The following is a 24,823-nucleotide window of genomic DNA, read 5'->3' as shown; positions in this document are numbered from 1 at the left end:
TTGGACGGATGATGCTTCATCCTTCTCATCGCTTGACCTCTTCCCGCTCTTACGCGCGCGTTCATTATGTTATATAGAGGGAGAGCGATCGGGTGGGGTAGTTTGATGGGGTGCGAAAATCTACCGCATCGTGGTGCGCGTTTTGGTATATTCAAGAAAGTGCGTATATTTGCAACCGAATTAGCGGGGATACTTATCTCATAAGCCCAGCTGAATGAGGAGAAGAGGCGTCTTCTTCACACTCGTAGATAACAAGCCAATGTAGCTCAGCGGTAGAGCACTTCCTTGGTAAGGAAGAGGTCCCGGGTTCAAGTCCCGGCATCGGCTCTCGTTGGAGTCGACGTAGTGATACGCACTTAGAATACAACGAAGTATTTCTTAAGAATAGATAATTTTAGTTATGGCTAAAGAAACATTTAACAGATCGAAACCACACGTAAACATTGGTACGATCGGTCACGTCGACCACGGTAAGACGACCCTTACCGCAGCAATCACGACGGTGCTTGCTAAGAAGGGTCTCTCTGAGCTCCGTTCTTTCGACTCCATCGACAATGCTCCTGAAGAAAAGGAACGTGGTATCACGATCAACACCTCGCACGTTGAGTACGAGACGGCTAACCGTCACTACGCTCACGTTGACTGCCCAGGTCACGCTGACTATGTGAAGAATATGGTCACGGGTGCTGCTCAGATGGACGGTGCTATCATCGTAGTTGCTGCTACGGATGGTCCTATGCCCCAGACGCGTGAGCACGTACTTCTGGCTCGTCAGGTAAACGTTCCTCGTCTCGTCATCTTCATGAACAAGTGCGACATGGTTGACGACGAAGAAATGCTCGAACTCGTAGAAATGGATATGCGCGAGCTTCTTTCCAGCTACGAATTCGACGGCGACAACACTCCTGTTATCCGTGGTTCTGCCCTCGGTGGTCTCAATGGTGAGCCTGTCTGGGAAGACAAGATCATGGAGCTCATGGACGCTGTCGACACCTGGATCCCCCTGCCTCCTCGTGACATCGATAAGCCCTTCCTTATGCCTGTCGAAGACGTATTCTCGATCACCGGTCGTGGTACGGTAGCTACGGGTCGTATCGAAACGGGTGTTATCCACACGGGTGATGAAGTTCAGATCATCGGTCTCGGTGCAGAAGGTCTCAAGTCCGTTGTTACGGGTGTTGAAATGTTCCGCAAGATCCTCGACGAAGGTCAGGCTGGTGATAATGTCGGTCTCCTCCTCCGTGGTATCGACAAGAACGAAATCAAGCGTGGTATGGTCATCGCTAAGCCTGGTCAGGTAAAGCCCCACTCTCGCTTCAAGGCTTCTGTCTACGTCCTGAAGAAGGAAGAAGGTGGTCGCCACACTCCTTTCCACAACAAGTATCGTCCTCAGTTCTACATCCGTACGCTCGACGTAACTGGTGAGATCACTCTCCCCGAAGGTGTAGAAATGGTGATGCCTGGTGACAACGTTGAGATCAACGTCGAACTCATCTACCCAGTAGCTTGCAACGTAGGTCTTCGCTTCGCTATCCGTGAAGGTGGCCGTACGGTAGGTTCGGGTCAGATCACCGAAATCCTCGACTAATCATCAGATAGTCCTCAAAGTAAGGGACAGACGAGGCGCCTCGTCCCGTCTGTCCCTTCTTCTACGGGTTTAGCTCAGTTGGTAGAGCACTGGTCTCCAAAACCAGGTGTCGGGAGTTCGAGTCTCTCAACCCGTGCTAAATAGAAAACGATAATGAGTTTCATTAAGAAGATAGGGGGCGCGTTCAGCGCCTCGTATGTCGAGCTTACACAGAAGGTGTCCTGGCCGTCAAGTTCAGAGCTCACCAATAGTGCCGTGGTGGTGATGGTTGCTTCCCTCATCATCGCTCTGGTCGTTTTAGGGATGGACAAGACTTTTGAGACCATCCTTGGTTTTGTGTATAGCCGTATCGGAGCCTAAGCTTCGTTGAGACCCTTCCCCATCATGACTGAAGTAGCAGAAAAGAGATTCTATGTGCTCCGAGCCGTCAGCGGCAAGGAGGCCAAGGTGCGTGAGCAGCTGGAGGCTGAGATGAAGAATACTAATCTTGGTCAGTATGTCTCCCAGGTGGTCATCCCCACAGAGAAGATCGTGACCCAGCGTGCTGGTAAGAAGGTCATCAAGGAGCGCCCTTACCTCCCAGGCTATGTGCTCGTGGAGGCCGCATTGCTCGGCGATGTAGCCCATACCCTGCGCAATATGCCTAACGTCATCGGCTTCCTCGGGGCAAACAAGGGTGGAGAACCCGAGCCGCTCAAGAGAAGTGAAGTGGAGCGCATCCTCGGTCGTGCAGACCAGATGGCTGACTCCGAAGGGGTGTACGACCTCGAGCTCTACGTGGGCGACGTGGTACGTATCATCGATGGTGCTTTCGCTAACTACGAGGCTACCGTCGAAGAGGTAACCCCCGAGAAGCAGAAGCTTCGCGTGATGGTGAAGATGTTTGGACGTAAGACTCCGCTGGAGCTCAATTATTCGCAAGTGGTCAAGGAGTAAGCTGGTTACGCAGGTGCTCCTTCTCACGTTCTAGTGTGTAACACTTAAGATTCAAGACAATGGCTAAGGAAGTTGCTGGACAACTAAAATTGCAAATTAAAGGTGGGGCTGCAAACCCCTCACCTCCCGTGGGACCTGCTCTTGGTGCCAAGGGGATCAATATAATGGAGTTTTGCAAGCAATTCAATGCCAGAACTCAAGACCAGGCTGGTAAGGTCCTCCCCGTAGTGATCACTTACTATGCTGACAAGTCTTTTGATTTCATCGTCAAGACCCCTCCCGTCGCTGTACAGCTCAAGGAAGTAGCAAAGCTCAAGAGTGGCTCTGCACAGCCTAACCGTAACAAGGTGGCTGAACTGACGTGGGAACAGGTCCGCGCGATTGCACAGGATAAGATTGTCGACCTGAACTGCTTCACCGTTGAAGCTGCGATGAAGATCGTCGCTGGTACGGCTCGCAGTATGGGTATCACTGTAAAGGGCGAATTTCCCGGTAACTAATCAATAGAAAGATGAGTAAACTTACGAAAAAGCAAAAGATCGCTTTTAGCAAGATCGAGCCCGGGAAGATCTATTCACTCCGCGAAGCTTCTGCGCTGGTAAAGGAAATCTCCGATACCAAGTTCGATGCTTCTGTTGATGTGGATGTTCGCCTCGGCGTCGATCCTCGCAAGGCAAATCAGATGGTTCGTGGCGTCGTTACCCTCCCCCACGGTACGGGGAAGCAGGTACGTGTGCTTGCGCTCTGTACTCCTGATAAGGAAGCTGAAGCCCAGGCTGCTGGTGCTGACTATGTCGGCCTCGATGAGTACATCGAGAAGATCCGCGGTGGCTGGACTGACATCGACGTCATCATCACCATGCCTGCTATCATGGGTAAGATCGGGGCTCTGGGTCGTGTACTCGGTCCTCGTGGCCTCATGCCAAACCCTAAGAGCGGTACGGTAACTAACGACATCGCTGCTGCTGTCAAGGAAGTGAAGTCTGGTAAGATCGACTTCAAGGTCGACAAGACGGGGATCGTCCATACCTCTATCGGTAAGGTCTCCTTCTCGGCTGATCAGATCTACGACAACGCTAACGAGATCATCACGACGCTCCTCCGCCTCAAGCCATCTGCTGCTAAGGGTACGTATGTCAAGAGCATCTACCTCTCCAGCACGATGAGCCCAAGTATCAAGATCGATCCTAAGTCAGTAGAAGAATAATAACAGAGGAAGAAATCATGAGAAAGGAAAATAAAGGCACCGTCGTAGAGCAGCTCAAGGGCTACCTCAACGAGTACCCACACTTCTACCTGACCAACATCGAAGGCCTGGACGCCGCTAAGACCGCCCAGCTCCGTCGTGCTTGTAACAAGGGGGGTATCCGTCTGGTAGTAGCTAAGAACACCCTGCTTCGCCGCGCTCTCTCCGAGTCCGAAACAGACTTCGCTGCAATCTACTCAGCCCTCAAGGGGAACACCGCTATCATGTTCACCACGGTAGCTAATGCCCCTGCTAAGATCATCAAGGACTTCGCTAAGGACAAGAAGGAAGAGTCCAAGCTCCGCCTCAAGGCTGCTTATGCTGAGACGGGCTTCTACGGCGCTGACCAGCTCGCTGAACTTGTCGCTATCAAGAGCAAGGAAGAGCTTATCGCAGACGTCGTCGCTCTCCTCCAGTCTCCCATTCGCAACGTCATCTCTGCTCTTGAAAACAAGGGCGAAGGCGAAGCTACCGAAGCTGCTGCTGAATAAGAGGAGTCCTAACTATCCCACAAACAAAAACAACAACAACGAAATAACTAATCGACATGGCAGATATCAAAGCAATTGCCGAACAGCTTGTAAACCTGACGGTAAAGGAAGTAAGCGAACTCGCAGCTATCCTTAAGGACGAGTACGGAATCGAACCAGCAGCTGCAGCTGTTGTCGTAGCTGGCCCCGCTGAAGGCGCTCAGGAAGAAGAAAAGAGCTCCTTCGACGTTATCCTCAAGAGCGCTGGCGCTGCTAAGCTCCAGGTAGTAAAGGCTGTTAAGGAACACTGCGGCCTCGGGCTCAAGGAAGCTAAGGACATCGTAGACGCTGCTCCCGCTCCTGTTAAGGAAGGCGTAGACAAGGCTACTGCAGAAGCTCTCAAGAAGGCTCTTGAAGAAGCTGGTGCTGAAGTAGAACTTAAGTAAGCCCACCTATAGCACCTCTAATCAGGTGATTATGGTTAAGATCCCCCGACGAGGGGGGTCTTAACCATTTCGTGTCTAAACATTCCCGAACCCCCTTTTCACTCAAGAATCAATAGATGGCTTCCAATCCAAAATCAGGGAGAATCAACTTTGCTTCGATAAAGAACCCTCTCGTCTTCCCAGACTTCTTAGAGGTGCAGCTGAAGTCCTTCCGCGACTTCTTCCAGCTCGACACCGCTACGGAGAGCCGTAAGTCTGAGGGCCTATATCGAGTCTTCAATGAGAACTTCCCTATCGCTGATACGCGTAATAACTTCGTTCTCGAATTTCTCGATTACTATGTCGATCCTCCTAAGTACACTATCGAGGAATGCCTGAGCCGAGGTCTGACCTATAGCGTCCCCCTCAAGGCGAAGCTGAAGCTGTCTTGTACCGACCCCGACCACGAGGACTTCAGCACTGTAGTGCAGGATGTCTTCCTGGGCTACATCCCTTACATGACGGAGTCGGGTACATTTGTCATCAATGGGGCTGAGCGCGTCGTCGTCTCGCAGCTCCACCGTTCTCCCGGGGTGTTCTTTGGCACGAGCACGCACACCAACGGCTCGCAGCTCTACTCGGCACGTATCATTCCTTTCAAGGGCTCTTGGATCGAGTTCGCTACGGACATCAACAATGTCATGTATGCCTACATCGACCGTAAGAAGAAGCTCCCTGTGACGACCCTGCTGCGTGCTATTGGCTTTGAGTCGGATAAGCAGATCCTCGATCTCTTCGATCTCTCCGAAGAGGTGAAGGTCACGCGCGCTAACCTTGAGAAGCACATCGGTCGCCGCCTTGCTGGCCGCGTCACCAAGACTTATATCGATGACCTCAGCGATGAGGATACGGGTGAAGTCGTCTCCATGGAGCGTATCACCGTCCTCGTAGAGCGTGAGGCAGAGATCACTGAAGACAACATCGACCTGATCCTCGAGTCGAGCAATAAGACGATCCTCCTCCACAAGGAGAAGACCGAGGATTCTCTTGACTTCACGCTGATCTTCAATACCCTGCAGAAGGACCCCTGTAACTCCGAGCACGACGCCCTCTACTATATCTATCGTCAGCTGCGTAATGCAGACCCTGCCGATGAGGCCAACGCTCGTGAAGTCCTCTCTAACCTCTTCTTCTCCGACAAGCGCTATGACCTCGGTGAAGTAGGACGCTATCGTATCAATAAGAAGCTCGGTCTCGACATCGATCCCGAGGTACGCGTACTGACCAACGAGGATATCGTGGCCATCATCAAGTACCTCATCGGGCTTGTCAACTCTAAGGAGGTCGTCGACGATATCGACCACCTCTCGAACCGTCGTGTACGTACCGTCGGTGAGCAGCTCTACAATCAGTTTGGTGTCGGTCTGGCTCGTATGGCCCGTACCGTCCGTGAGCGTATGAACGTCCGTGACAACGAAGTCTTCGTGCCCACGGATCTGATCAACGCTAAGGCGCTCTCCTCGGTCGTCAACTCATTCTTCGGTACGAACGCGCTGTCGCAGTTCATGGACCAGACGAACCCTCTGGCCGAAATCACGCACAAGCGCCGTCTCTCGGCTCTCGGTCCTGGCGGTCTCTCTCGTGAGCGTGCCGGCTTCGAGGTTCGTGACGTACACTATACCCACTACGGCCGTCTCTGTCCTATTGAGACGCCTGAAGGGCCAAACATCGGTCTGATCTCTTCGCTCTGTGTCTATGCGAAGATCAATGACCTCGGCTTCATCACGACGCCTTATCGTAGCGTCGAGAACGGGAAGGTTGACTTCTCTGATGAGGCTCTGAAGTACTATACCGCTGAGGAAGAAGAAGACCTCATCGTAGCTCAGGGGAATGCTCCTCTGGATGACGAAGGTAACTTCCTCCGCGACGCTGTCAAGGCACGTAAGGAGGCTGACTTCCCTGTCGTGACGCCCGCTGAAGTTCAGCTGATGGACGTTGCGCCTACGCAGATCGCCTCTATCGCTGCTTCGCTCATTCCCTTCCTGGAGCACGACGATGCTAACCGTGCGCTCATGGGATCGAACATGATGCGTCAGGCTGTACCTCTCCTCCGTCCCGAAGCTCCTATCGTCGGTACGGGTATCGAGGCTCAGCTGGTACGTGACTCTCGTACGCAGATCGTAGCAGAGCGCGCTGGTGAAGTAGTCTTCGTCGACGCTACCTCTATCAAGATCCGCTACGACCGTACGGATGACGAGCTCTTCGTAAGCTTCGAAGATCCCATCACGACCTACAGCCTGCCTAAGTTCCGCAAGACGAACCAGAGCACCACGATCGACCTTCGTCCTATCTGCTTCAAGGGTCAGCGTGTCGAGGCTGGTGATGTCCTCACCGAAGGGTACTCTACCCAGGCCGGTGAGCTCGCTCTCGGTCGTAACGTCCAGGTCGCTTACATGCCTTGGAAGGGTTACAACTATGAGGATGCTATCGTGCTGAACGAACGCCTTGTCCGCGAAGACTTCTTCACCTCTGTCCACGTCGACGAGTACACGCTCGAGGTACGTGAGACGAAGCGCGGTCTCGAAGAACTTACCAGCGATATCCCCAACGTCAGCGATGACGCTACGAAGAACCTCGATGAGAACGGTATCATCCGTGTCGGGGCTCGTGTCGAGCCAGGCGATATCCTGATCGGTAAGATCACGCCTAAGGGTGAGTCGGATCCCACGCCAGAAGAAAAGCTCCTTCGTGCTATCTTCGGTGATAAGGCTGGTGACGTGAAGGATGCTTCACTCAAGGCTACGCCCTCACTGCGTGGTGTCATTGTCGATACGAAGCTCTACTCTAAGGCTGCTAAGAAGAATCGCTCTGAGCTGAAGGATGCTGTCCTCGCCCTCGAAGAGAAGGCAGAGCGCAAGCAGGCTGAGCTCCGTGAGCTCTTCATCGACAAGCTCTTCAAGCTGACCTCAGGCAAGACCTGTAAGAACAGCGTGAAGGACTTCCTTGGTGTTGAGAAGATTCGCAAGGGTGCTAAGTTCACCCGCACTGAGCTCGAGGCTCTGAACTACAACGAGATCATCTTCTCGGGGTGGACGGGCAACGAGCACACGGATAAGCTCATCACGGAGGTTATCTCCAACTATCTCAAGAAGTCTAAGGAATACGAGTCGGATCTCCGTCGTAAGAAGCTCGACGAGACTATGGGTGATGAACTGCCCTCTGGTATCATCCAGATGGCCAAGGTCTACATCGCTAAGAAGCGTAAGATCCAGGTCGGTGATAAGATGGCAGGTCGTCACGGTAACAAGGGTATCGTCTCTAAGGTCGTCCGCCAGGAGGATATGCCCTTCCTCGCAGATGGTACGCCTGTCGACCTCTGTCTGAACCCCCTCGGTGTGCCTTCGCGAATGAACCTTGGTCAGATCTTCGAGGCTGTCCTTGCTTGGGCTGGCCGTCGTCTTGACTGCAAGTTCGCTACGCCTATCTTCGACGGTGCTTCGCTCGATGATATGCACGCTTGGACGGATAAGGCTGGGCTTCCCCGCAATGGTAAGACCTACCTCTTCGACGGGGGCACGGGTGAGCAGTTCGACCAGCCCGCTACGGTCGGTGTGACCTACTTCCTCAAGCTCGGTCACATGGTCGATGACAAGATGCACGCTCGCTCCATCGGTCCTTACTCGCTCATCACGCAGCAGCCACTCGGTGGTAAGGCTCAGCACGGTGGTCAGCGCTTCGGGGAGATGGAAGTCTGGGCTCTCGAAGCCTTCGGTGCTTCGCACATCCTCCAGGAGATCCTCACCATCAAGTCTGACGACGTCCACGGGCGCTCTAAGGCCTACGAAGCGATCGTCAAGGGTGATCCCATGCCTACGCCTGGTATCCCTGAGTCGCTCAACGTACTGCTCAACGAGCTTAAGGGCTTAGGTCTAAGCTTCTCCCTCGAATAAGATCCGCATTATTTCCCTTTCTATTATGGCTTTCAAGAAAGACAATAAGATAAAGAGCAACTTCTCACAGATCCGGATTTCTCTTGCCTCCCCCGAGGAGATCTTAGAGAACTCCAGCGGTGAAGTGCTGAAGCCCGAGACCGTCAACTACCGTACCTACAAGCCCGAGCGTGATGGGCTCTTCTGCGAGCGCATCTTCGGTCCCGTCAAGGACTTCGAGTGCCACTGTGGTAAGTACAAGCGTATCCGCTATCGCGGTATCGTCTGTGATCGATGCGGTGTCGAGGTCACGGAGAAGAAGGTACGCCGTGAGCGTATGGGGCATATCAAGCTGGAGGTGCCCATCGCACACGTTTGGTACTTCCGCTCACTCCCCAACAAGATGGGCTACCTCCTTGGTCTCTCTACCAAGAAGCTCGAGTCTATCATCTACTACGAGCGCTACGTCCTCATCCAGGGTGGTGTACTCCAGTCTCGCATCAACGATGACCTGACGAAGGAGACCGCTGCTAAGTCACTCGATAAGGATCCCAATCCTGTCTTCACCGAAGAGCAGTACCTCGACTACCTTGATTACCTCGATCAGGAATATCCAGGTAATGCACAGCTCGAAGACTCCGATCCCGAGAAGTTCATCTGTAAGACGGGGGCTGAGGCGATCTACGATATGCTCGCTCGCCTCGACCTCGATGCCCTGTCCTACGAGCTGCGCCACCGCGCCAGCACCGACGGCTCACAGCAGCGTAAGAACGAAGCCCTCAAGCGTCTTCAGGTCGTAGAGAGCTTCCGCGCCTCCAAGAATGTCAACCGCCCCGAGTGGATGATCATGAAGGTGCTGCCCGTCATCCCACCCGATCTCCGTCCGCTTGTACCTCTCGATGGGGGACGCTTCGCTACGTCTGACCTCAACGACCTCTATCGTCGTGTGATCATCCGTAACAATCGTCTGAAGCGTATGATCGAGATCAAGGCTCCCGAGGTCATCCTGCGCAACGAAAAGCGCATGCTTCAGGAGGCTGTCGACTCACTCTTCGACAACTCGCGTAAGTCAAGCGCTGTACGCTCCGACAACAACCGTCCGCTCAAGTCCCTCTCCGATAGCCTCAAGGGTAAGCAGGGTCGCTTCCGTCAGAACCTCCTCGGTAAGCGTGTCGACTACTCTGCCCGTTCGGTCATCGTCGTCGGCCCTGAGCTGAAGATGCACGAGTGCGGTCTGCCTAAGTATATGGCCGCTGAGCTCTACAAGCCCTTCGTCATCCGTAAGCTCATCGAGCGCGGTATCGTCAAGACGGTCAAGAGCGCTAAGAAGATCGTAGACCGCAAGGATCCTGTCGTATGGGATATCCTCGAGCACGTCATGAAGGGGCATCCCGTCCTCCTGAACCGTGCTCCTACACTTCACCGTCTCGGTATCCAGGCCTTCCAGCCTAAGATGATCGAGGGTAAGGCTATCCAGCTCCATCCGCTGTCCTGTACCGCCTTCAACGCGGACTTCGACGGTGACCAGATGGCTGTCCACCTCCCTCTCGGCAACGAAGCTATTCTCGAAGCGCAGATGCTCATGCTCGCTTCGCACAATATTCTCAACCCCGCCAATGGTGCGCCTATCACCGTTCCTTCGCAGGACATGGTGCTCGGTCTGTACTACATCACCAAGCTCCGTCCCGGTGCTAAGGGTGACGGCTACACCTTCTACGGTGTCGAGGAAGCTACCATCGCTTATAACGAAGGTAAGATCGACCTCCACGCTCCTATCAAGGTCTACGTCGACGACGTCAAGGATGGCAAACCTATCCGTCATATGGTCGACACCTCTATGGGTCGTCTGCTCGTCAACGAGTACGTACCTAAGGAAGTGGGCTACGTCAACGAAGTTCTCGGTAAGAAGAGCCTGCGTGACATCATCGGCCGCGTGATCAAGGTCTGCGGTGTGGCTGTCACGGCACAGTTCCTCGATGATATCAAGAACCTCGGGTACTATATGGCCTTCAAGGGCGGTCTCTCCTTCAACCTCGGTGACGTCATCATCCCCGAAGAGAAGGCTAAGCTCATCGCTGAAGGTTACGAAGCTGTCGAAGAGATCATGATGAACTATAGCGGCGGGTTCATTACGAACAACGAGCGCTACAATCAGATCATCGACACGTGGACGCACGTCAATAGCCAGCTCACGGGTATCCTGATGAAGCACCTGAGCGAAGACAACCAGGGGTTCAACTCCGTCTTCATGATGATGGACTCTGGTGCTCGTGGTTCGAAGGAGCAGATCCGTCAGCTCTCTGGTATCCGTGGTCTGATGGCTAAGCCTCAGAAGAGCGGTAGCGAGGGTGGACAGATCATTGAGAACCCAATTCTCTCGAACTTCAAGGAGGGTCTCTCCGTGCTCGAGTACTTCATCTCTACCCACGGTGCTCGTAAGGGGCTTGCCGATACGGCTCTGAAGACGGCTGACGCTGGTTACCTCACGCGTCGTCTCGTAGACGTCTCGCAGGATGTCATCGTCACCGAAGACGACTGTGGTACGCTCCGTGGTCTCGTGGCTACTGAGCTCACGAAGGAAGACAACGACGACGAAGTAGTAGCTACCCTCTATGAGCGCATCCTCGGTCGTGTCTCTGTACACGACGTGATCCATCCTTCTACGGGTGAAGTCCTCGTCCACGCTGGCGAAGAGATCCGCGAAGCTGCTGCTGAGCGCATCCAGGCATCGCCCATCGAGCAGGTCGAGATCCGCTCGGTACTCACCTGTGAGTCTAAGAAGGGTGTCTGCGCTAAGTGCTACGGCCGTAACCTCGCTACGAACATCCTCGTCCAGAAGGGTGAGGTCGTCGGGGTCATCGCTGCTCAGTCTATCGGTGAGCCTGGTACACAGCTGACGCTCCGTACCTTCCACGTCGGGGGGGTAGCTTCGAACGTCGCTACGCGCAATAGTGTCGCTGCTAAGTACGATGGTATCGTCACCTTCGATGACCTGCGTGTCGCCGAAGTGGCTTCCGAAGATGGTGGCAAGCCCGTCAACATCGTCGTCAGCCGTATGACCGAACTGAAGATCTCCGATAAGAATACGAAGATCGTCCTCCGCTCTGTCAAGGTGCCTTACGGTGCTAAGCTCTTCTTCGCTGAAGGTGAAGAGGTCAAGAAGGGTCAGACGCTCTTCGAATTCGACCCCTTCAACGCCCTCATCATCTCCGAAGTCTCGGGTAAGGTCGTCTTCGATAACCTCATCGAAGGCTCTACCTACCGCGTCGAGTCTGACGAAGCTTCGGGTCTGAAGGAAATGATCATCACCGAATCGAAGGACCGTAACGTCGTACCTGGTATCCACATCGAGGACGCCAACGGCAACCTCCTCAAGAGCTACAACCTCCCTGTAGGTGCTCACGTCGTCCAGGAGAACCACTCCGAGATCCACGTCGGGGAGACGCTTGCTAAGATCCCTCGCTCGATGAGTAAGGCGGGTGACATCACCGGTGGTCTGCCTCGTGTCACGGAGCTCTTCGAAGCACGTAACCCATCCAACCCTGCTGTCGTAGCAGAAGTCGATGGTGTCGTCTCCTTCGGTAAGAGCCTCAAGCGCGGTAACCGTGAGGTCATCGTCACCACTAAGCTCGGCGCTGAGCGTAAGTACCTCGTACCTACCTCTAAGCAGATCCTTGTGCAGGAAGGTGACTCGGTCTACGCTGGTATGCCTCTCTCTGATGGTGCTATCACGCCTACCGATATCCTCGAGATCAAGGGCCCCACGGCTGTCCAGGAATACATCGTCAACGAAGTCCAGGACGTCTACCGCCTGCAGGGTGTGAAGATCAACGACAAGCACTTCGAAGTCATCGTCCGCCAGATGATGCGCAAGGTAGAGATCCTCGATCCAGGGGATACGCTCTTCCTCGAGCAGCAGGTCGTCGATAAGCTTGAGGTCATGGATGAGAACGACCGCCTCTGGGGTAAGGTCGTCGTCGTCGACGCTGGCGACTCTGAGACCCTCAGCCCAGGTCAGATCGTCACGCTTCGCAAGCTGCGTGATGAGAACAGCCAGCTGAAGCGCCGTGACCTGCGTACCGTAGAGGTCCGCGAAGCTAAGCCCGCGACGGCTCGCCAGATCCTCCAGGGGATCACCCGCGCTGCTCTGCAGACGAAGAGCTTCATGTCGGCTGCTTCCTTCCAGGAAACGACGAAGGTCCTCAATGATGCTGCTATCAACGGTAAGGTCGATACGCTCGAAGGCCTCAAGGAGAACGTCATCTGTGGTCACCTCATCCCCGCCGGTACGGGTCTGCGTGAGTACAAGCGTCTCGTGGTCATGCCTGTGAGCGAACACGAACAGGCACTCGCTGCCTCCTCTGGTCTCGATCTCGAAGGCGACGTCAGCATCGCTGGCTAAGCCCTGCGCCCCATAACATCTGCCCCGCCCGCAAGAGCACTGCTCCTGCGGGCGGGGCTTTTTTGTGCTTCCGAAGCCGTACCTTTGCACTATAGATCCCACGAACTTTAGCTTATAGCTATGCTACCTACCCCTACTGACTCCCTCCTCCTCTATCAGTCTGAGGATGGCAGGATCAAGATTGATGTTCGCTTCGAAGGCGAAACGGTGTGGCTTTCACTTGAGCAAATGGCAATGCTTTTTGGGAAGGCGAAGGCTACCATCAACTATCATGTCCTCAATATCTACGCAGAAGGAGAGCTTCCTGAAGACATTACAAAGAGGAAAATCGAAAATCTCGATTTTTCTACCAAGCCCACGAACTTCTACAATCTTGATGTCATCATCGCTGTCGGGTATCGGGTGAAGTCTCAGCAAGGTACGCTCTTCCGTCAGTGGGCGACACAGCGTCTTAGGGAGTATATTATCAAGGGGTTTACCTTGGATGATGAGCGGATGAAGTCAGGCTCTTCTTATAGCTACTTCAAGGAACTCCTTGATCGCATTCGCGAGATCCGTCTCTCGGAACGTGTTTTTTACCAACAGATCAAAGATATCTATGCCACGAGTATAGACTATGATCCTAAGGATGAGTCAACACTGCAGTTTTATAAGGAGGTGCAGAATAAGCTTCTCTTTGCTGTCAGTGGAAGGACTGCGGCAGAGCTCATTTACTACCGAGCCAATGCTTCGCTTCCTATGATGGGACTTACCACGACGAAGATCTCTGGCAAGGTAAGGAAGGCTGATGTAATTATCGGGAAGAACTATCTCACCGAAGAGGAGCTCCAGTCGCTCAAGCTCATTGTCGAGCAGTACCTTGCTTTTGCTGAAGCTCAAGCTCGAGCCCAGCGCCCTATGTATATGAAGGATTGGATTGAGAGGCTTGGACTTATCCTTACGATGAATGAATACACGATCCTTGATCATGCGGGTAAAGTGTCTCATGCGCTCGCCCTCCAGCATGCGGAGTCGGAGTATACGCTCTACCACGAGCAAGAGCGTCAGGCAGAGCATATCGATAGTATTCGTGAGCTGGATCGAGACCTCAAGGCTTTGAAGAAGTAAACGTATCCATTCCGATATTAAATAAAGTGCCCCGCCCGCAGGAGCCTTGCTCCTGCGGGCGGGGCTTTTTTGTACCTACGCTGATGGGGTGTTTGTAGGCATAGTGAGACCATTGTGCAAGGCCATCCCTTCACAGCTTGCACTTTTCTCCTTCGAACTTCTGAACCTAAAGCCTCCGATTTCCGAGGGAAGGAGGTACGAGTAATGAAGAGGTGGGCTTGCGCAATGGTCCCATAATAGGTATATGGGTGCGTGGGTAGAGCTATATAGGATGGCGAAGAAAGCTATATAGCTTTGGACTGATTCCTATATAGCTTTGTGACGTGACCTCTATTAGGTTGTTGCTCCGCGTAGGAATAAAAGTTGCGGACGAGTGGCAGAAAAGTGAGGACTACGTACGTGGCTCTAATATCTACGTACGTGGATATTTGGATTGACGTGTCTAGTCTTTAAGGCTACGTACATAGACAGAGGAAACCCACTACGTGAAGGCGCTTTTTTCTTCGTGAGAGCGATGCTTTTCCTTCGCTGGATAAGAGGAATACGCACGATAAATCGAAGGGCTTGTGTATCGCTTTGGAGAGGCATATCAGGGTGCTGGTCGTGCGATGCCTTAGCACAATAAGTAGGGGGCAGGGCTCTTGTCAACAGTCTCTATATAGGTTCACTTGCCTTTCTATATAGGTTGCTTCGCACGGTGGGGAAGGAGGGGAGTTGCTTGCGCGTGGGAGGGATTGCCGCATCTTTACGGCGGGGTAAGGATGGGGTGCACGGCGTCTCTTGTTTTTTTGTATCTTTGTGCGCTGTTTATCAAATAGTACCCAGCGAGTCTATGAGGATCGACAGAGTCTTATCGCCCAGTACTGGGAGAGTAGTGTGCGCTTTGCCTGTGTCCCATAGTTATAGGGTAAGGCCACGAGAAGACCTGTCGCTATAAGTAGAATCGCTATTCGTCGAATCATTAACAACAAGACAGAAGGAATGGACACTTTAAGTTTCAAGACCGTCTCTGCCAACAAGGCGACCGTCACCAAGGAGTGGGTCGTCGTGGACGCAGCAGGAGAGAGCTTGGGTCGTGTATGCTCCAAGATCGCTAAGCTCCTTCGCGGTAAGTACAAGCCCAACTTCACGCCCCACGTAGACTGCGGGGACAACGTGATCGTAATCAACGCCGACAAGGTAGTCCTCACTGGTAAGAAGTGGGATGACCGCGTCTATCTTAAGTTCTCTGGCTACCCCGGTGGGCAGCGTCAGTTCAGCCCCCGCTTCCTGCAGGCTAAGGGTTCTGACCGCCTCTTCCGCAAGGTCGTCAAGGGTATGCTCCCCAAGAACCGTCTCGGTGCTGCTATCCTGGCTAACCTCTACGTCTATGATGGCGCAGAGCACAAGCACGAAGCACAGCAGCCTCGTCTCGTCGATCTCTCCAAGCTCAAGTAATATATACCAGGACGTATGGAATTCATCAATGCCATTGGCCGTCGTAAGGCCGCAGTAGCCCGCGTATATGTAGCAGCAGGTAGCGGGAAGATCACGATCAACAAGCGTGATATCGCTGCATACTTCCCCTCTTCGATCCTCCAGTACATCGTACGCCAGCCCCTGGCTACTCTGGATGCCGTAGAGAAGTATGACATCAAGATCAACCTCAAGGGTGGGGGCTTCAAGGGACAGAGCGAAGCAGCTCGTCTTGCGATCGCTCGTGCTCTCGTCAAGATCAACGAAGAAGACAAGCCAGCCCTGCGCGCAGAAGGCTTCCTTACTCGCGACTCTCGTGTCGTCGAGCGTAAGAAGCCAGGTCGCCCCAAGGCACGCAAGCGCTTCCAGTTCAGCAAGCGTTAATATCCCTCATCTCAGGCTTGTGGCCTGAGGGATGTTATTTCGCGTTTAGTATCTAAATTGCTTAGAGCTATGGGAGTCTTCTCCCTGGAGTAAGACTTCCGTCCTACCAAGCAGTTGAAAGTAATTCTGTTACACTTTATAGAACGTAAACGAAATCATGTCAAGAGTTTCATTTGACCAACTCATAGAAGCAGGTGCCCACTTCGGTCACCTCACCCGTAAGTGGAATGCAGCTATGGCTCCATATATCTTCATGGAGCGTAACGACATCCACATCATCGACCTTCACAAGACTGTTGTTAAGGTCGACGAAGCAGCAGAAGTCGCCAAGGGCCTGGCAAAGGCTGGCAAGAAGATCCTCTTCGTAGCTACGAAGAAGCAGCTCAAGGGCGCTGTCGCTGAGCTGGCTAAGGCTGTAGGTATGCCTTATGTCACGGAGCGCTGGCCCGGTGGTATGCTTACCAACTTCGCTACGATCCGCAAGGCCGTCAAGAAGATGACCGAGATCGATAAGATGACTGCTGATGGTACGTTTGATAACCTCTCCAAGCGCGAGAAGCTCCAGATCTCTCGTCAGCGTGCTAAGCTTGAGCTTACGCTCGGCTCTATCGCTGATATGAACAAGCTGCCTAACGCCCTCTTCGTCGTAGACGTAATGAAGGAGCACATCGCAGTAGCTGAAGCTCAGCGCCTCGGTATCCCCGTCTTCGCTATTGTGGACACCAATAGCGATCCCTCTAATGTCGACTACGTCATCCCTGCTAACGACGACTCTACGGCTGCCGTAGAAGTCATCGTCTCGGCTATCTGTGGCGCTATCTCCGAAGGTCTGCAGGAACGTAAGGCCGAAGGTAAGGGCCAGGAAAAGGGCGAAGGCGAAGGTGGCGCTAAGCTCGTACAGAAGGGTAGCCGTACCCGCCGCAAGGCTGAGGCTACCTCCGAAGAGGCTTAAGCTCTCCGCCTGAGACGACCCTGTCGACTCCCTGACGGGAGCGATATACAGTAAGATAAGTCCGAGGATGAGCCGTCTAACCCGCTCGTCCTCGGGTCTTATCTACCAATCACAAGAACTCTAACTCAATACAAGATACCATCATGAGTAAATTGTTGGAAGACATCAAGAAGCTCCGCGCCCTCACCGGTGCTGGTCTCACCGATGTTAAGAAGGCTATCGAAGAAGCTGCTGGCGACCTCGAAAAGGCTATCGAACTCATCCGTAAGCGTGGCCAGGCTATCGCTGCTAAGCGTGGCGACCACGAAGCCGAAGAAGGCTGCATCCTCGCTGCTCACGAAGGCGACTATGCTGTCATGGTAGGCGTCAAGTGCGAAACGGACTTCGTCGCTAAGAACGAAGACTTCATCAAGCTCGTCTCCTCTATCCTCGAAGTAGCTAAGGCTAAGAAGGGTGCTTCTAAGGAAGAAATCCTCGCTGCTCCTATGGCTGACGGCCGTAGCGTACAGGACCACATCACCGAGCGCAGCGGTGTCTCAGGTGAAAAGATGGAGCTCGGTGTATACGAGTTCGTCCAGGGTGCTTTCACGACCTCTTACATCCACCCAGGGAACATGCTCGCTACGATCGTAGCCTTCAACGAAGCTACCGACGCTCAGGTCGCTCGCGACGTGGCTATGCAGATCGCTGCTATGGCTCCCGTCGGTATCACCGAAGAAGATGTCCCCGCTGATGTCAAGGAGCGTGAGCTCAACCTCGCTCGCGAAAAGGCTCGCGAAGCTGGTAAGCCCGAGAATCTCGTCGACCACATCGCACAGGGTGCCCTGAAGAAGTACTACAAGGAAAATACCCTCCTTGATCAGCTCTTCGTCAAGGACAACAAGCTGACCATCGCTCAGTACCTCCAGACTCAGAGCAAGAGCCTCACGGTGACTGCCTTCAAGCGTGTGACGCTAAAAGCGGAATAATCTCAAGTACTACGCTTGCCCGCTTAGGGCAGGTCTGCCTGGCCCCCTAACGCACCTGCGGTAGGGGGTCAGTGCTTTTATCACCTTTTTTCCTATACGTTCCGATGCTTCGTTATCGCCTTTACTTCGTCGGGCTCTACCTCTGTGCCCTCCTTTATATCGCTGCTGGGATCAATCACTTCGTGAATGCCGAGATGTACCTGCGCACGATGCCACCCTACCTCCCCGCTCACGAAGCGCTCGTTGCCCTGAGTGGGGTCATCGAGATCGTGCTGGGAGTGGCTCTTGTCCTTCGCCCGAAGACTCGTCTGCGTGTGTGGGCTGCGTGGGGTATTGTCCTCTTGCTTATCGCGGTCTTCCCTGCGAATATCCAGACCTATCTCAATATGAAGGCCACGGCGGATCCCCGTCTGACCTTCGCCTTGGTGCGCCTGCCTCTTCAGATCCCTCTCATCGCTTGGGCTTGGGCCTATACGCGCCCGATGCCTCAGCGCCCCAAGAAGTGATAGCTTCTCCCTAAGCCGTCCGACCGTCCCTATCCTTTCGCCATGCGCAAGATCATACACATCGACATGGATGCCTTCTACGCCTCGGTAGAGCAGCACGACCATCCCGAGCTTCGGGGGCTGCCTATTGCCGTGGGTGGAGCGGAGTCGCGTGGGGTGGTCTGTGCTGCGAGCTACGAAGCTCGGCGCTTCGGTGTACGCTCAGCAATGCCTGGGGCGAAGGCACGCAAGCTCTGCCCGCAGCTCATCTTCGTACCGGTGAACTTCGATCGCTACCGCGAAGTATCGCGAGCCATTCACGGCATCTTCCATGACTACACCGATATCATCGAGCCGATTTCCCTCGATGAGGCGTTCCTTGATGTGACGGAGAACAAGGTCGGGGAGCCTATGGCCGTAGAGATAGCGCGTGAGATCCGTCGCCGCATCCGCGAGGAGCTGGGGCTGACGGCTTCGGCGGGTGTGTCGTACAATAAGTTCCTCGCGAAGATTGCTTCCGACGCACGCAAGCCCGACGGGCTCTGCACGATCCATCCGTCGCAAGCGCTGGACTTCATCGCCGAGCTTCCCGTCGAAGCCTTCTGGGGTGTGGGGCGTGCTACGGCAGAGCGTATGCATCTCTTGGGTATCCGCACGGGTGCTGACCTCCGAGAGCGAAGCCTCGAGCAGCTGACCCGCCACTTCGGTAAGGCGGGGCGTGTCTTCTATGACTTTGCTCGTGGGGTGGATGAGCGACCCGTCATCTACGAGTGGGTACGTAAGAGTCTCGGCTGTGAGCGCACCTTTGAGGAGAATAGTGCTGAGCCCCTCGTCGTCGAAGCCCACCTTCGTGAGGTGGTCGAGGAGCTGGACGGGCGTCTGCAGCGCCGTCAGTTCTCGGGGCGCACGCTCACACTGCGGGTGAAGTTCGCCGACTTCTCCGTACTCTCCCGATCGGCTTCCTTCCCCGATGCCTTCTCTTCGCCTGACTTACTTCTGCAGCGTGGCTTGGAGCTTTTGCGCGGCCTTGACTATGCCGATCGCCCCATCCGCCTCTTGGGGCTCTCCCTCTCGCATCCGCCCGAGGAGCTTCGCCCGGGGATGTGGGTGCAGCAGTGGCTACCCTTTTCCGAAGACGAGGAGTAGCCAGCTCGCCGATGTACGACTACGGGCGAGTGGGGCGTTCTCATAGTGGTCCACCCGTAGACCGCTGTTAGGTTCAGATGAAGGGGACCTGCGGGGTGGTCTTGCTCCGTGGGCGGACCGTATGCGGATAGTCGGCTAAGTCGCTCTATACAGGCATGGTGGTGACTGCCGCTATCTGCAGGATATACGCCGATGCCTTCCCGCCTGCTGCGCTTAGGAGTCGAGAAGTCAGGAGGCGTAAGGTTTTGATAGGGTGGGGGAAGCAAATAAATTAAGCTGGTGCCCTGCCTTAGATAAATAATCGTACCTTTGCGAAGGAACCCTACGACAGCGATCGGCTGGAGTAGGGTTCACTATTGTTTTTACTTGCGGTCAAGGCCGCGCAAAAATTAGGCTGGAGTCTATGACTCCCCAACTACGACTATGGCATATAACTATATGACACAAGCCGGCTATGACAAGCTCATAGCTGAGATCAACGAACTCGAATCCGTTCACCGCCCCGAGATCTCTCGTCAGATCGCCGAGGCACGTGATAAGGGTGACCTCTCGGAAAACGCCGAGTACGACGCCGCCAAGGAAGCTCAGGGCCTCCTCGAAGGGAAGATCGCTCAGCTCAAGGCACAGGTCGCTAACGCTCGTATCATCGACGAGTCGAAGATCTCTACCGATAGCATCCAGATCCTGAGCAAGGTCACCATCCGCAATACCAAGACGGGTGCTGAGCTGACCTATACGCTGGTCTCTGACACCGAGGCGAACCTCAAGGAGAAGAAGATCTCCGTCAACACCCCCATTGCTAAGGGCCTCATGGGCCGCAAGGTCGGTGATGTCGTCGAGGTTCAGACGCCTGGTGGTCTCCTGAACTTCGAGATCCTCAATATCTCGATCTAATCTCTTTTTGCTCCATGGCTACGCTCTTCACACGCATCATCGAGGGGGAGATCCCTTCGTATCGAGTCGCCGAGGACGCTGAGTTCTACGCCTTCCTCGACATCAATCCCGTACAGCCCGGTCACACGCTCGTCGTACCTCGCCAGGAGGTCGACTACGTCTTCGATATCGAGGATGACCTGCTTGGGCGCATGATGGTCTTTGCTAAGCAGGTCGCCCGTCAGATCCAGACGGTGACGAAGTGCCGTAAGGTCGCTGTCCTCGTCCTCGGACTTGAGGTCAACCACGCGCACATCCACCTCGTGCCCATCAATGCTGAGGGAGATATTGACTTGAAGAAGAAGCTCCAACTTCCTGCCGAAGAGATGGAGCGCATCGCCCGTGAGCTGCGTGAAGCAGCCCCAGCGAAGTAACACCGATACATATATAATTAAGGAGTAGCATTATGCCCATTGCTATCGTAGGGATAGGCTATGTCGGACTGGTCAGCGCAGCTTGCTTCGCTGACCTCGGTGTAGAAGTCTACTGTGTAGATGTCGATGAGGCGAAGATCCAGCGCCTGCGTGATGGCGAGATACCCATCTATGAGCCGGGTCTGGATGCCCTCGTACGCCGTGGAGTGGAGGCTGGACGCCTGCACTTCTCTACCTCTATCGCCGAAGTCCTGCCCCATGTCGAGATTATCTTCAGTGCTGTCGGTACGCCCCCAGACGAAGATGGCTCGGCCGACCTGCGCCACGTCCTCTCTGTAGCTCGTGCTATCGGTGAGGCGATGACGGACTATTGTCTCGTCGTCACCAAGAGCACCGTGCCCGTAGGTACCTACCTCAAGGTCCGTGAGACGATCGAGGCGGCACAGCGTGAGCGTGGCGTGTCCATTCCCTTCGACGTTGCTTCGAACCCCGAGTTCCTCAAGGAGGGCAACGCTATCGAGGACTTCATGCGCCCCGACCGAGTCGTCGTCGGTGTCGATAGCGACCGTGCCCGTGAGCTGATGACGCGCCTCTACAAGCCCATCCTCCTCAATAACTTCCGCGTCCTCTTTATGGATATCGCCTCGGCAGAGATCACGAAGTACGCGGCCAACGCTATGCTCGCTACACGCATCAGCTTTATGAATGAGGTGGCGAACCTCTGCGAAGCCGTCGGTGCCAACGTCTCCATGGTGCGTCAGGGCATCGGTAGTGACGCCCGCATCGGTAGCAAGTTCCTCTACTCGGGCTGTGGCTATGGAGGCTCTTGCTTCCCCAAGGATGTGCAAGCCTTCATCCGCACGGCGAAGGAGCATGGCCGTCCCATGCGTGTCCTCGAAGCTGTCGAGGCTGTGAACGAGGCGCAGAAGCACGTGCTCTTCGAGAAGTTCTCCCGCTACTTCAGTGGTGATCTGAAGGGTCGTCGTGTCGCTGTCTGGGGTTTGGCCTTCAAGCCTGAGACGGACGATATGCGTGAGGCACCTTCGCTCGTCCTTATCAACTCCCTCCTCGAGGCTGGCTGTGAGGTAGCTGTCTACGATCCTATCGCCATGCCTGAGGCCCGCCGTCGTCTCGGCGACCGCGTCCGCTACGCACGTGATGTCTACGACTCCGCACTCGATGTCGATGCGATCTTCCACGTCACCGAATGGAAGGCTTTTCGCATGCCCGCCTGGGAAGTCCTTCACCGCTCGGTGAAGACTCCGCTACTCATTGACGGACGCAACGTCTTTGATACCGACCCCGTTGAGGCCGGCTTCTCCCTCCTTCAGATAGGGCAGTAGCCTGCCCGCCCCCGTCCCCCTATGCTGGGTGTCTGTACACCTGACATAGGGGGATCTTTTACTCCCTCATCCCCTTTCCTCCTTCTATTCTCTAAGCAAAGCGTATGATTTCAGTCGATGCCCTCACTGTCGAGATCGGTGGGGCACCCCTCTTCTCAGATATTTCCTTCGTCATCAACCCCAAGGACCGCATCGCTCTCATGGGGAAGAATGGTGCTGGTAAGAGCACCCTGCTGAAGATCCTCAGCGGTACGCGCGAGGCGACTCGCGGTAAGGTCAACGTGCCCTCGGGTGTACAGGTGGCCTATCTTCCCCAGCACCTCCTCACCGAAGATGGGCGCACCGTCTTCGAGGAGGCTGAGCAAGCCTTCAGCAATATCCACCAGATGGCAGCCCGTATGGAGGAGCTCAACGAGGCCCTTAATACCCGCACCGACTACGATAGCCCCGAGTATATGGCGATCATCGAGGAGGTGTCTGCACTGGGTGAGAAGTACTACGCTATCGAAGAGATCAACTACGACAAGGCTATCGAGCTGACGCTCCTTGGTCTTGGCTTCAAGCGAAGCGACTTCACGCGACAGACGAGCGAGTTCAGTGGGGGCTGGCGTATGCGTATCGAGCTGGCAAAGCTCCTCCTGCAGAAGCCCGATGTCCTTCTCCTCGACGAGCCGACGAACCATCTCGACATCGAGTCGATCCAGTGGCTCGAGGACTTCCTCATCGAGACGGGTCAGACGGTCGTCGTCATCAGCCACGACCGCGCTTTCGTCGACCATATCACCACGCGTACCCTCGAGATCACGATGGGCCGCCTCTACGACTATAAGGTGAACTACTCCGAGTACCAGCGCCTGCGTGCCGAGCGTCGCGAGCAGCAGATGAAGGCCTACGAGGAGCAGCAGAAGTTCATCGCCGAGACGACCGACTTCATCGAGCGCTTCAAGGGCACGTACTCCAAGACCAACCAGGTGCAGAGCCGTGTGCGTATGCTCGAGAAGCTCGAGCTGGTCGAGGTCGACGAGATCGATACTTCCGCTATCCGCCTGCGCTTCCCACCCGCCCCACGCTCGGGCAACTATCCCGTGCAGATGGAGGGCGTCGGCAAGGCCTTTGGCGATAAGCGCATCTTCTCTGATGTCAACCTGATGATTGAGCGTGGCGACAAGATTGCCTTCGTCGGGAAGAATGGGGAAGGGAAGAGTACCCTCGTGCGCTGCATCATGAAGGAGCTGGAGCACGAAGGTGTCCTCACGCTTGGCCATAACGTGCAGATCGGCTACTTCGCCCAGAATCAGGCGGCCATCGAGGATGAGACGCGCACCGTCTTCCAGACTATCGATGATGTAGCCGAGGGTGAGATCCGCACGAAGATCAAGGATCTCCTCGGTGCCTTCATGTTTGGCGGCGAAGCTTCGACGAAGAAGGTCAAGGTGCTCAGCGGTGGTGAGCGTACGCGCTTGGCACTCCTTAAGCTCCTCCTCGAGCCATACAACCTGCTGATTCTCGACGAACCGACGAACCACCTCGATATGAAGACGAAGGAAGTCCTCAAGCAAGCCCTCCTCAACTATGATGGTACGCTCATCCTCGTCTCCCACGACCGTGACTTCCTCGACGGCCTCGTGAGTAAGGTCTATGAGTTCGGTGGCGGGAAGGTCACCGAGCACCTTGAAGGTATCTACGAGTTCATGCAGCGTAAGAAGCTCGAGAACCTCAAGGAGCTGGAGCGCTCCGCCTCCTAATCTCCTCCTTATATATTAGGTAGCAAACACGCCGTCCGCCTATCCCATCTGTGGGGTAGGCGGACGGCACTTTTATTGGGTGGTGAAATCGACCAGTACTGGTCGGCGGTCGGAGCACTACTGGTCACGGCGCGAAGTAGTACTGGTCACTAATAGCGATCAGTAGTGGTTGGAGTGGTGACCAGTACTGGTTGCTTTTCTTCTTTGGCGGGGGTAGTGGGAAGGCTACCTTTAGTAGGGTGATGTGAAGCTATATAGGTCGGCAGGCGAACCTATATAGGTCACGAAAGCAACCTATATTGGTCGCAGCGCCGACCTATATAGGTTCGCCCGTCGACCAATATAGGATGATATCATTCATGTCTGCATCTACTCAAAAGGAATAGGGGAGTATTCGGTGGCTTTTCCCTTCCCGCACGCCTTTCATCCCCACCAAATGCTACGCCTCCCTATATCGCTACACAACCACCCTCAGCCATCTTTGCGCTTCATTTCCCCTCCAAGCACACCTCTTCTCCGCTCAACTCCCTCCTTCTTCCCCCAGAAAAGCGCCCATCTTCCCCAAGAGAATGAAATTTTTTTTGCCCCCTGTAACTCTCTTGCTTATGGGGAAATGAATACAACTCAACGGGCGGTATTGAGAAATATTTTGCGTTGAGATTTGGTTTGTATTTAGTTTTTGCTCTATCTTTGCAACCGCAAACGAGAAACGAACCGCCTCGAAGAAGAGCTGATCCGAGCGAGGGTAGCTGAGGAAGGGAAGGAAAGACGTTAGCGAAGACGATATAAGTAAGGCGACTTACTTATGATTGGCTCAAAGGAGGTGTCACAAGGTTAACACCAGCGGCCCTCTTAGCGATCATTGACATACTTGATAAAAACAAACGAGAAAACAACGTAGAGCATATATAATAAGTTAGTATACAACCTGCGTG

At 54.5% G+C, this 24,823-nt stretch carries 20 protein-coding genes and 2 tRNA genes; all 22 read left to right on the top strand.

The window, feature by feature from the left end; all coding sequences use genetic code 11:
- Nucleotides 1-255: 255 nt before the first annotated feature.
- The 22 genes from HMPREF1121_RS07490 to HMPREF1121_RS07385 all read left to right on the top strand — a co-directional run bounded on the left by HMPREF1121_RS07490 (nucleotide 256) and on the right by HMPREF1121_RS07385 (nucleotide 23,888).
- Nucleotides 256-327 (top strand) — tRNA-Thr (locus HMPREF1121_RS07490).
- A gap of 73 nt (nucleotides 328-400) precedes the next feature.
- On the top strand, nucleotides 401-1,588 hold the full coding sequence (gene tuf, locus HMPREF1121_RS07485; RefSeq protein ID WP_044115653.1) for an elongation factor Tu: 1,188 nt from the start codon (nucleotides 401-403) through the stop codon (nucleotides 1,586-1,588).
- Nucleotides 1,589-1,651: 63 nt separating this feature from the next.
- Nucleotides 1,652-1,724: transfer RNA gene (locus HMPREF1121_RS07480), tRNA-Trp, on the top strand.
- Nucleotides 1,725-1,741: 17 nt separating this feature from the next.
- Nucleotides 1,742-1,948: a preprotein translocase subunit SecE gene (secE, locus tag HMPREF1121_RS07475; RefSeq protein ID WP_082713131.1), complete on the top strand. Its 207-nt coding sequence runs from the start codon at nucleotides 1,742-1,744 to the stop codon at nucleotides 1,946-1,948.
- Nucleotides 1,949-1,972: 24 nt separating this feature from the next.
- Complete coding sequence (nusG, locus tag HMPREF1121_RS07470; protein WP_044115652.1) at nucleotides 1,973-2,524, top strand: transcription termination/antitermination protein NusG; 552 nt, start codon at nucleotides 1,973-1,975, stop codon at nucleotides 2,522-2,524.
- Between the two features lie 59 nt (nucleotides 2,525-2,583).
- Nucleotides 2,584-3,024, top strand: a complete 441-nt coding sequence (rplK, locus tag HMPREF1121_RS07465) for a 50S ribosomal protein L11 (protein ID WP_009432763.1) — start codon at nucleotides 2,584-2,586, stop codon at nucleotides 3,022-3,024.
- Nucleotides 3,025-3,035: 11 nt separating this feature from the next.
- Nucleotides 3,036-3,731, top strand: coding sequence for a 50S ribosomal protein L1 (gene rplA, locus HMPREF1121_RS07460; RefSeq protein WP_044115651.1), 696 nt, complete (start codon nucleotides 3,036-3,038; stop codon nucleotides 3,729-3,731).
- Nucleotides 3,732-3,748: 17 nt separating this feature from the next.
- Nucleotides 3,749-4,261, top strand: a complete 513-nt coding sequence (gene rplJ, locus HMPREF1121_RS07455) for a 50S ribosomal protein L10 (protein WP_009432754.1) — start codon at nucleotides 3,749-3,751, stop codon at nucleotides 4,259-4,261.
- Between the two features lie 56 nt (nucleotides 4,262-4,317).
- Nucleotides 4,318-4,686, top strand: a complete 369-nt coding sequence (gene rplL / locus HMPREF1121_RS07450) for a 50S ribosomal protein L7/L12 (protein WP_009432679.1) — start codon at nucleotides 4,318-4,320, stop codon at nucleotides 4,684-4,686.
- 116 nt (nucleotides 4,687-4,802) lie between these two features.
- Complete coding sequence (rpoB, locus tag HMPREF1121_RS07445; protein WP_009432700.1) at nucleotides 4,803-8,615, top strand: DNA-directed RNA polymerase subunit beta; 3,813 nt, start codon at nucleotides 4,803-4,805, stop codon at nucleotides 8,613-8,615.
- Between the two features lie 25 nt (nucleotides 8,616-8,640).
- Nucleotides 8,641-12,996, top strand: a complete 4,356-nt coding sequence (gene rpoC / locus HMPREF1121_RS07440) for a DNA-directed RNA polymerase subunit beta' (protein WP_044115650.1) — start codon at nucleotides 8,641-8,643, stop codon at nucleotides 12,994-12,996.
- Nucleotides 12,997-13,116: 120 nt separating this feature from the next.
- Nucleotides 13,117-14,103, top strand: coding sequence for a virulence RhuM family protein (locus tag HMPREF1121_RS07435; RefSeq protein ID WP_044115649.1), 987 nt, complete (start codon nucleotides 13,117-13,119; stop codon nucleotides 14,101-14,103).
- 981 nt (nucleotides 14,104-15,084) lie between these two features.
- Nucleotides 15,085-15,540 (top strand): 50S ribosomal protein L13, encoded by a 456-nt coding sequence (gene rplM / locus HMPREF1121_RS07430; RefSeq protein WP_009432733.1) that lies wholly within the window; start codon nucleotides 15,085-15,087, stop codon nucleotides 15,538-15,540.
- Between the two features lie 15 nt (nucleotides 15,541-15,555).
- Nucleotides 15,556-15,942, top strand: a complete 387-nt coding sequence (rpsI, locus tag HMPREF1121_RS07425) for a 30S ribosomal protein S9 (protein ID WP_009432809.1) — start codon at nucleotides 15,556-15,558, stop codon at nucleotides 15,940-15,942.
- 157 nt (nucleotides 15,943-16,099) lie between these two features.
- Nucleotides 16,100-16,894, top strand: a complete 795-nt coding sequence (gene rpsB, locus HMPREF1121_RS07420) for a 30S ribosomal protein S2 (protein ID WP_009432742.1) — start codon at nucleotides 16,100-16,102, stop codon at nucleotides 16,892-16,894.
- Nucleotides 16,895-17,037: 143 nt separating this feature from the next.
- The gene (gene tsf, locus HMPREF1121_RS07415) at nucleotides 17,038-17,862 is read left to right on the top strand and encodes a translation elongation factor Ts (RefSeq protein WP_044115648.1); all 825 of its coding nucleotides are present in this window, start codon (nucleotides 17,038-17,040) and stop codon (nucleotides 17,860-17,862) included.
- A gap of 104 nt (nucleotides 17,863-17,966) precedes the next feature.
- Nucleotides 17,967-18,368 carry a DoxX family protein gene (locus HMPREF1121_RS07410; RefSeq protein ID WP_044115647.1) on the top strand — a complete coding sequence of 134 codons (402 nt, stop codon included), beginning with the start codon at nucleotides 17,967-17,969 and terminating at the stop codon, nucleotides 18,366-18,368.
- Nucleotides 18,369-18,410: 42 nt separating this feature from the next.
- The gene (dinB, locus tag HMPREF1121_RS07405) at nucleotides 18,411-19,493 is read left to right on the top strand and encodes a DNA polymerase IV (RefSeq protein ID WP_044115646.1); all 1,083 of its coding nucleotides are present in this window, start codon (nucleotides 18,411-18,413) and stop codon (nucleotides 19,491-19,493) included.
- Nucleotides 19,494-19,916: 423 nt separating this feature from the next.
- The gene (greA, locus tag HMPREF1121_RS07400) at nucleotides 19,917-20,387 is read left to right on the top strand and encodes a transcription elongation factor GreA (RefSeq protein WP_044115645.1); all 471 of its coding nucleotides are present in this window, start codon (nucleotides 19,917-19,919) and stop codon (nucleotides 20,385-20,387) included.
- Between the two features lie 14 nt (nucleotides 20,388-20,401).
- Entirely contained in the window at nucleotides 20,402-20,800 is a 399-nt protein-coding gene (locus tag HMPREF1121_RS07395) for an HIT family protein (protein WP_009432724.1), read from the top strand.
- A gap of 32 nt (nucleotides 20,801-20,832) precedes the next feature.
- A complete protein-coding gene (locus HMPREF1121_RS07390) occupies nucleotides 20,833-22,143 on the top strand; it encodes a UDP-glucose dehydrogenase family protein (RefSeq protein WP_044115644.1) in 1,311 nt (436 codons plus the stop codon).
- A 104-nt stretch (nucleotides 22,144-22,247) separates the two neighbouring features.
- The gene (locus tag HMPREF1121_RS07385) at nucleotides 22,248-23,888 is read left to right on the top strand and encodes an ABC-F family ATP-binding cassette domain-containing protein (protein ID WP_044115643.1); all 1,641 of its coding nucleotides are present in this window, start codon (nucleotides 22,248-22,250) and stop codon (nucleotides 23,886-23,888) included.
- Nucleotides 23,889-24,823: the final 935 nt, after the last annotated feature.

The sequence above is a fragment of the Porphyromonas sp. KLE 1280 genome (genome assembly GCF_000700805.1).
Classification (GTDB): domain Bacteria; phylum Bacteroidota; class Bacteroidia; order Bacteroidales; family Porphyromonadaceae; genus Porphyromonas; species Porphyromonas pasteri.
Note: the sequence above shows the minus strand (reverse complement) of the source record. Positions and strands in the feature narration are given on the sequence as shown.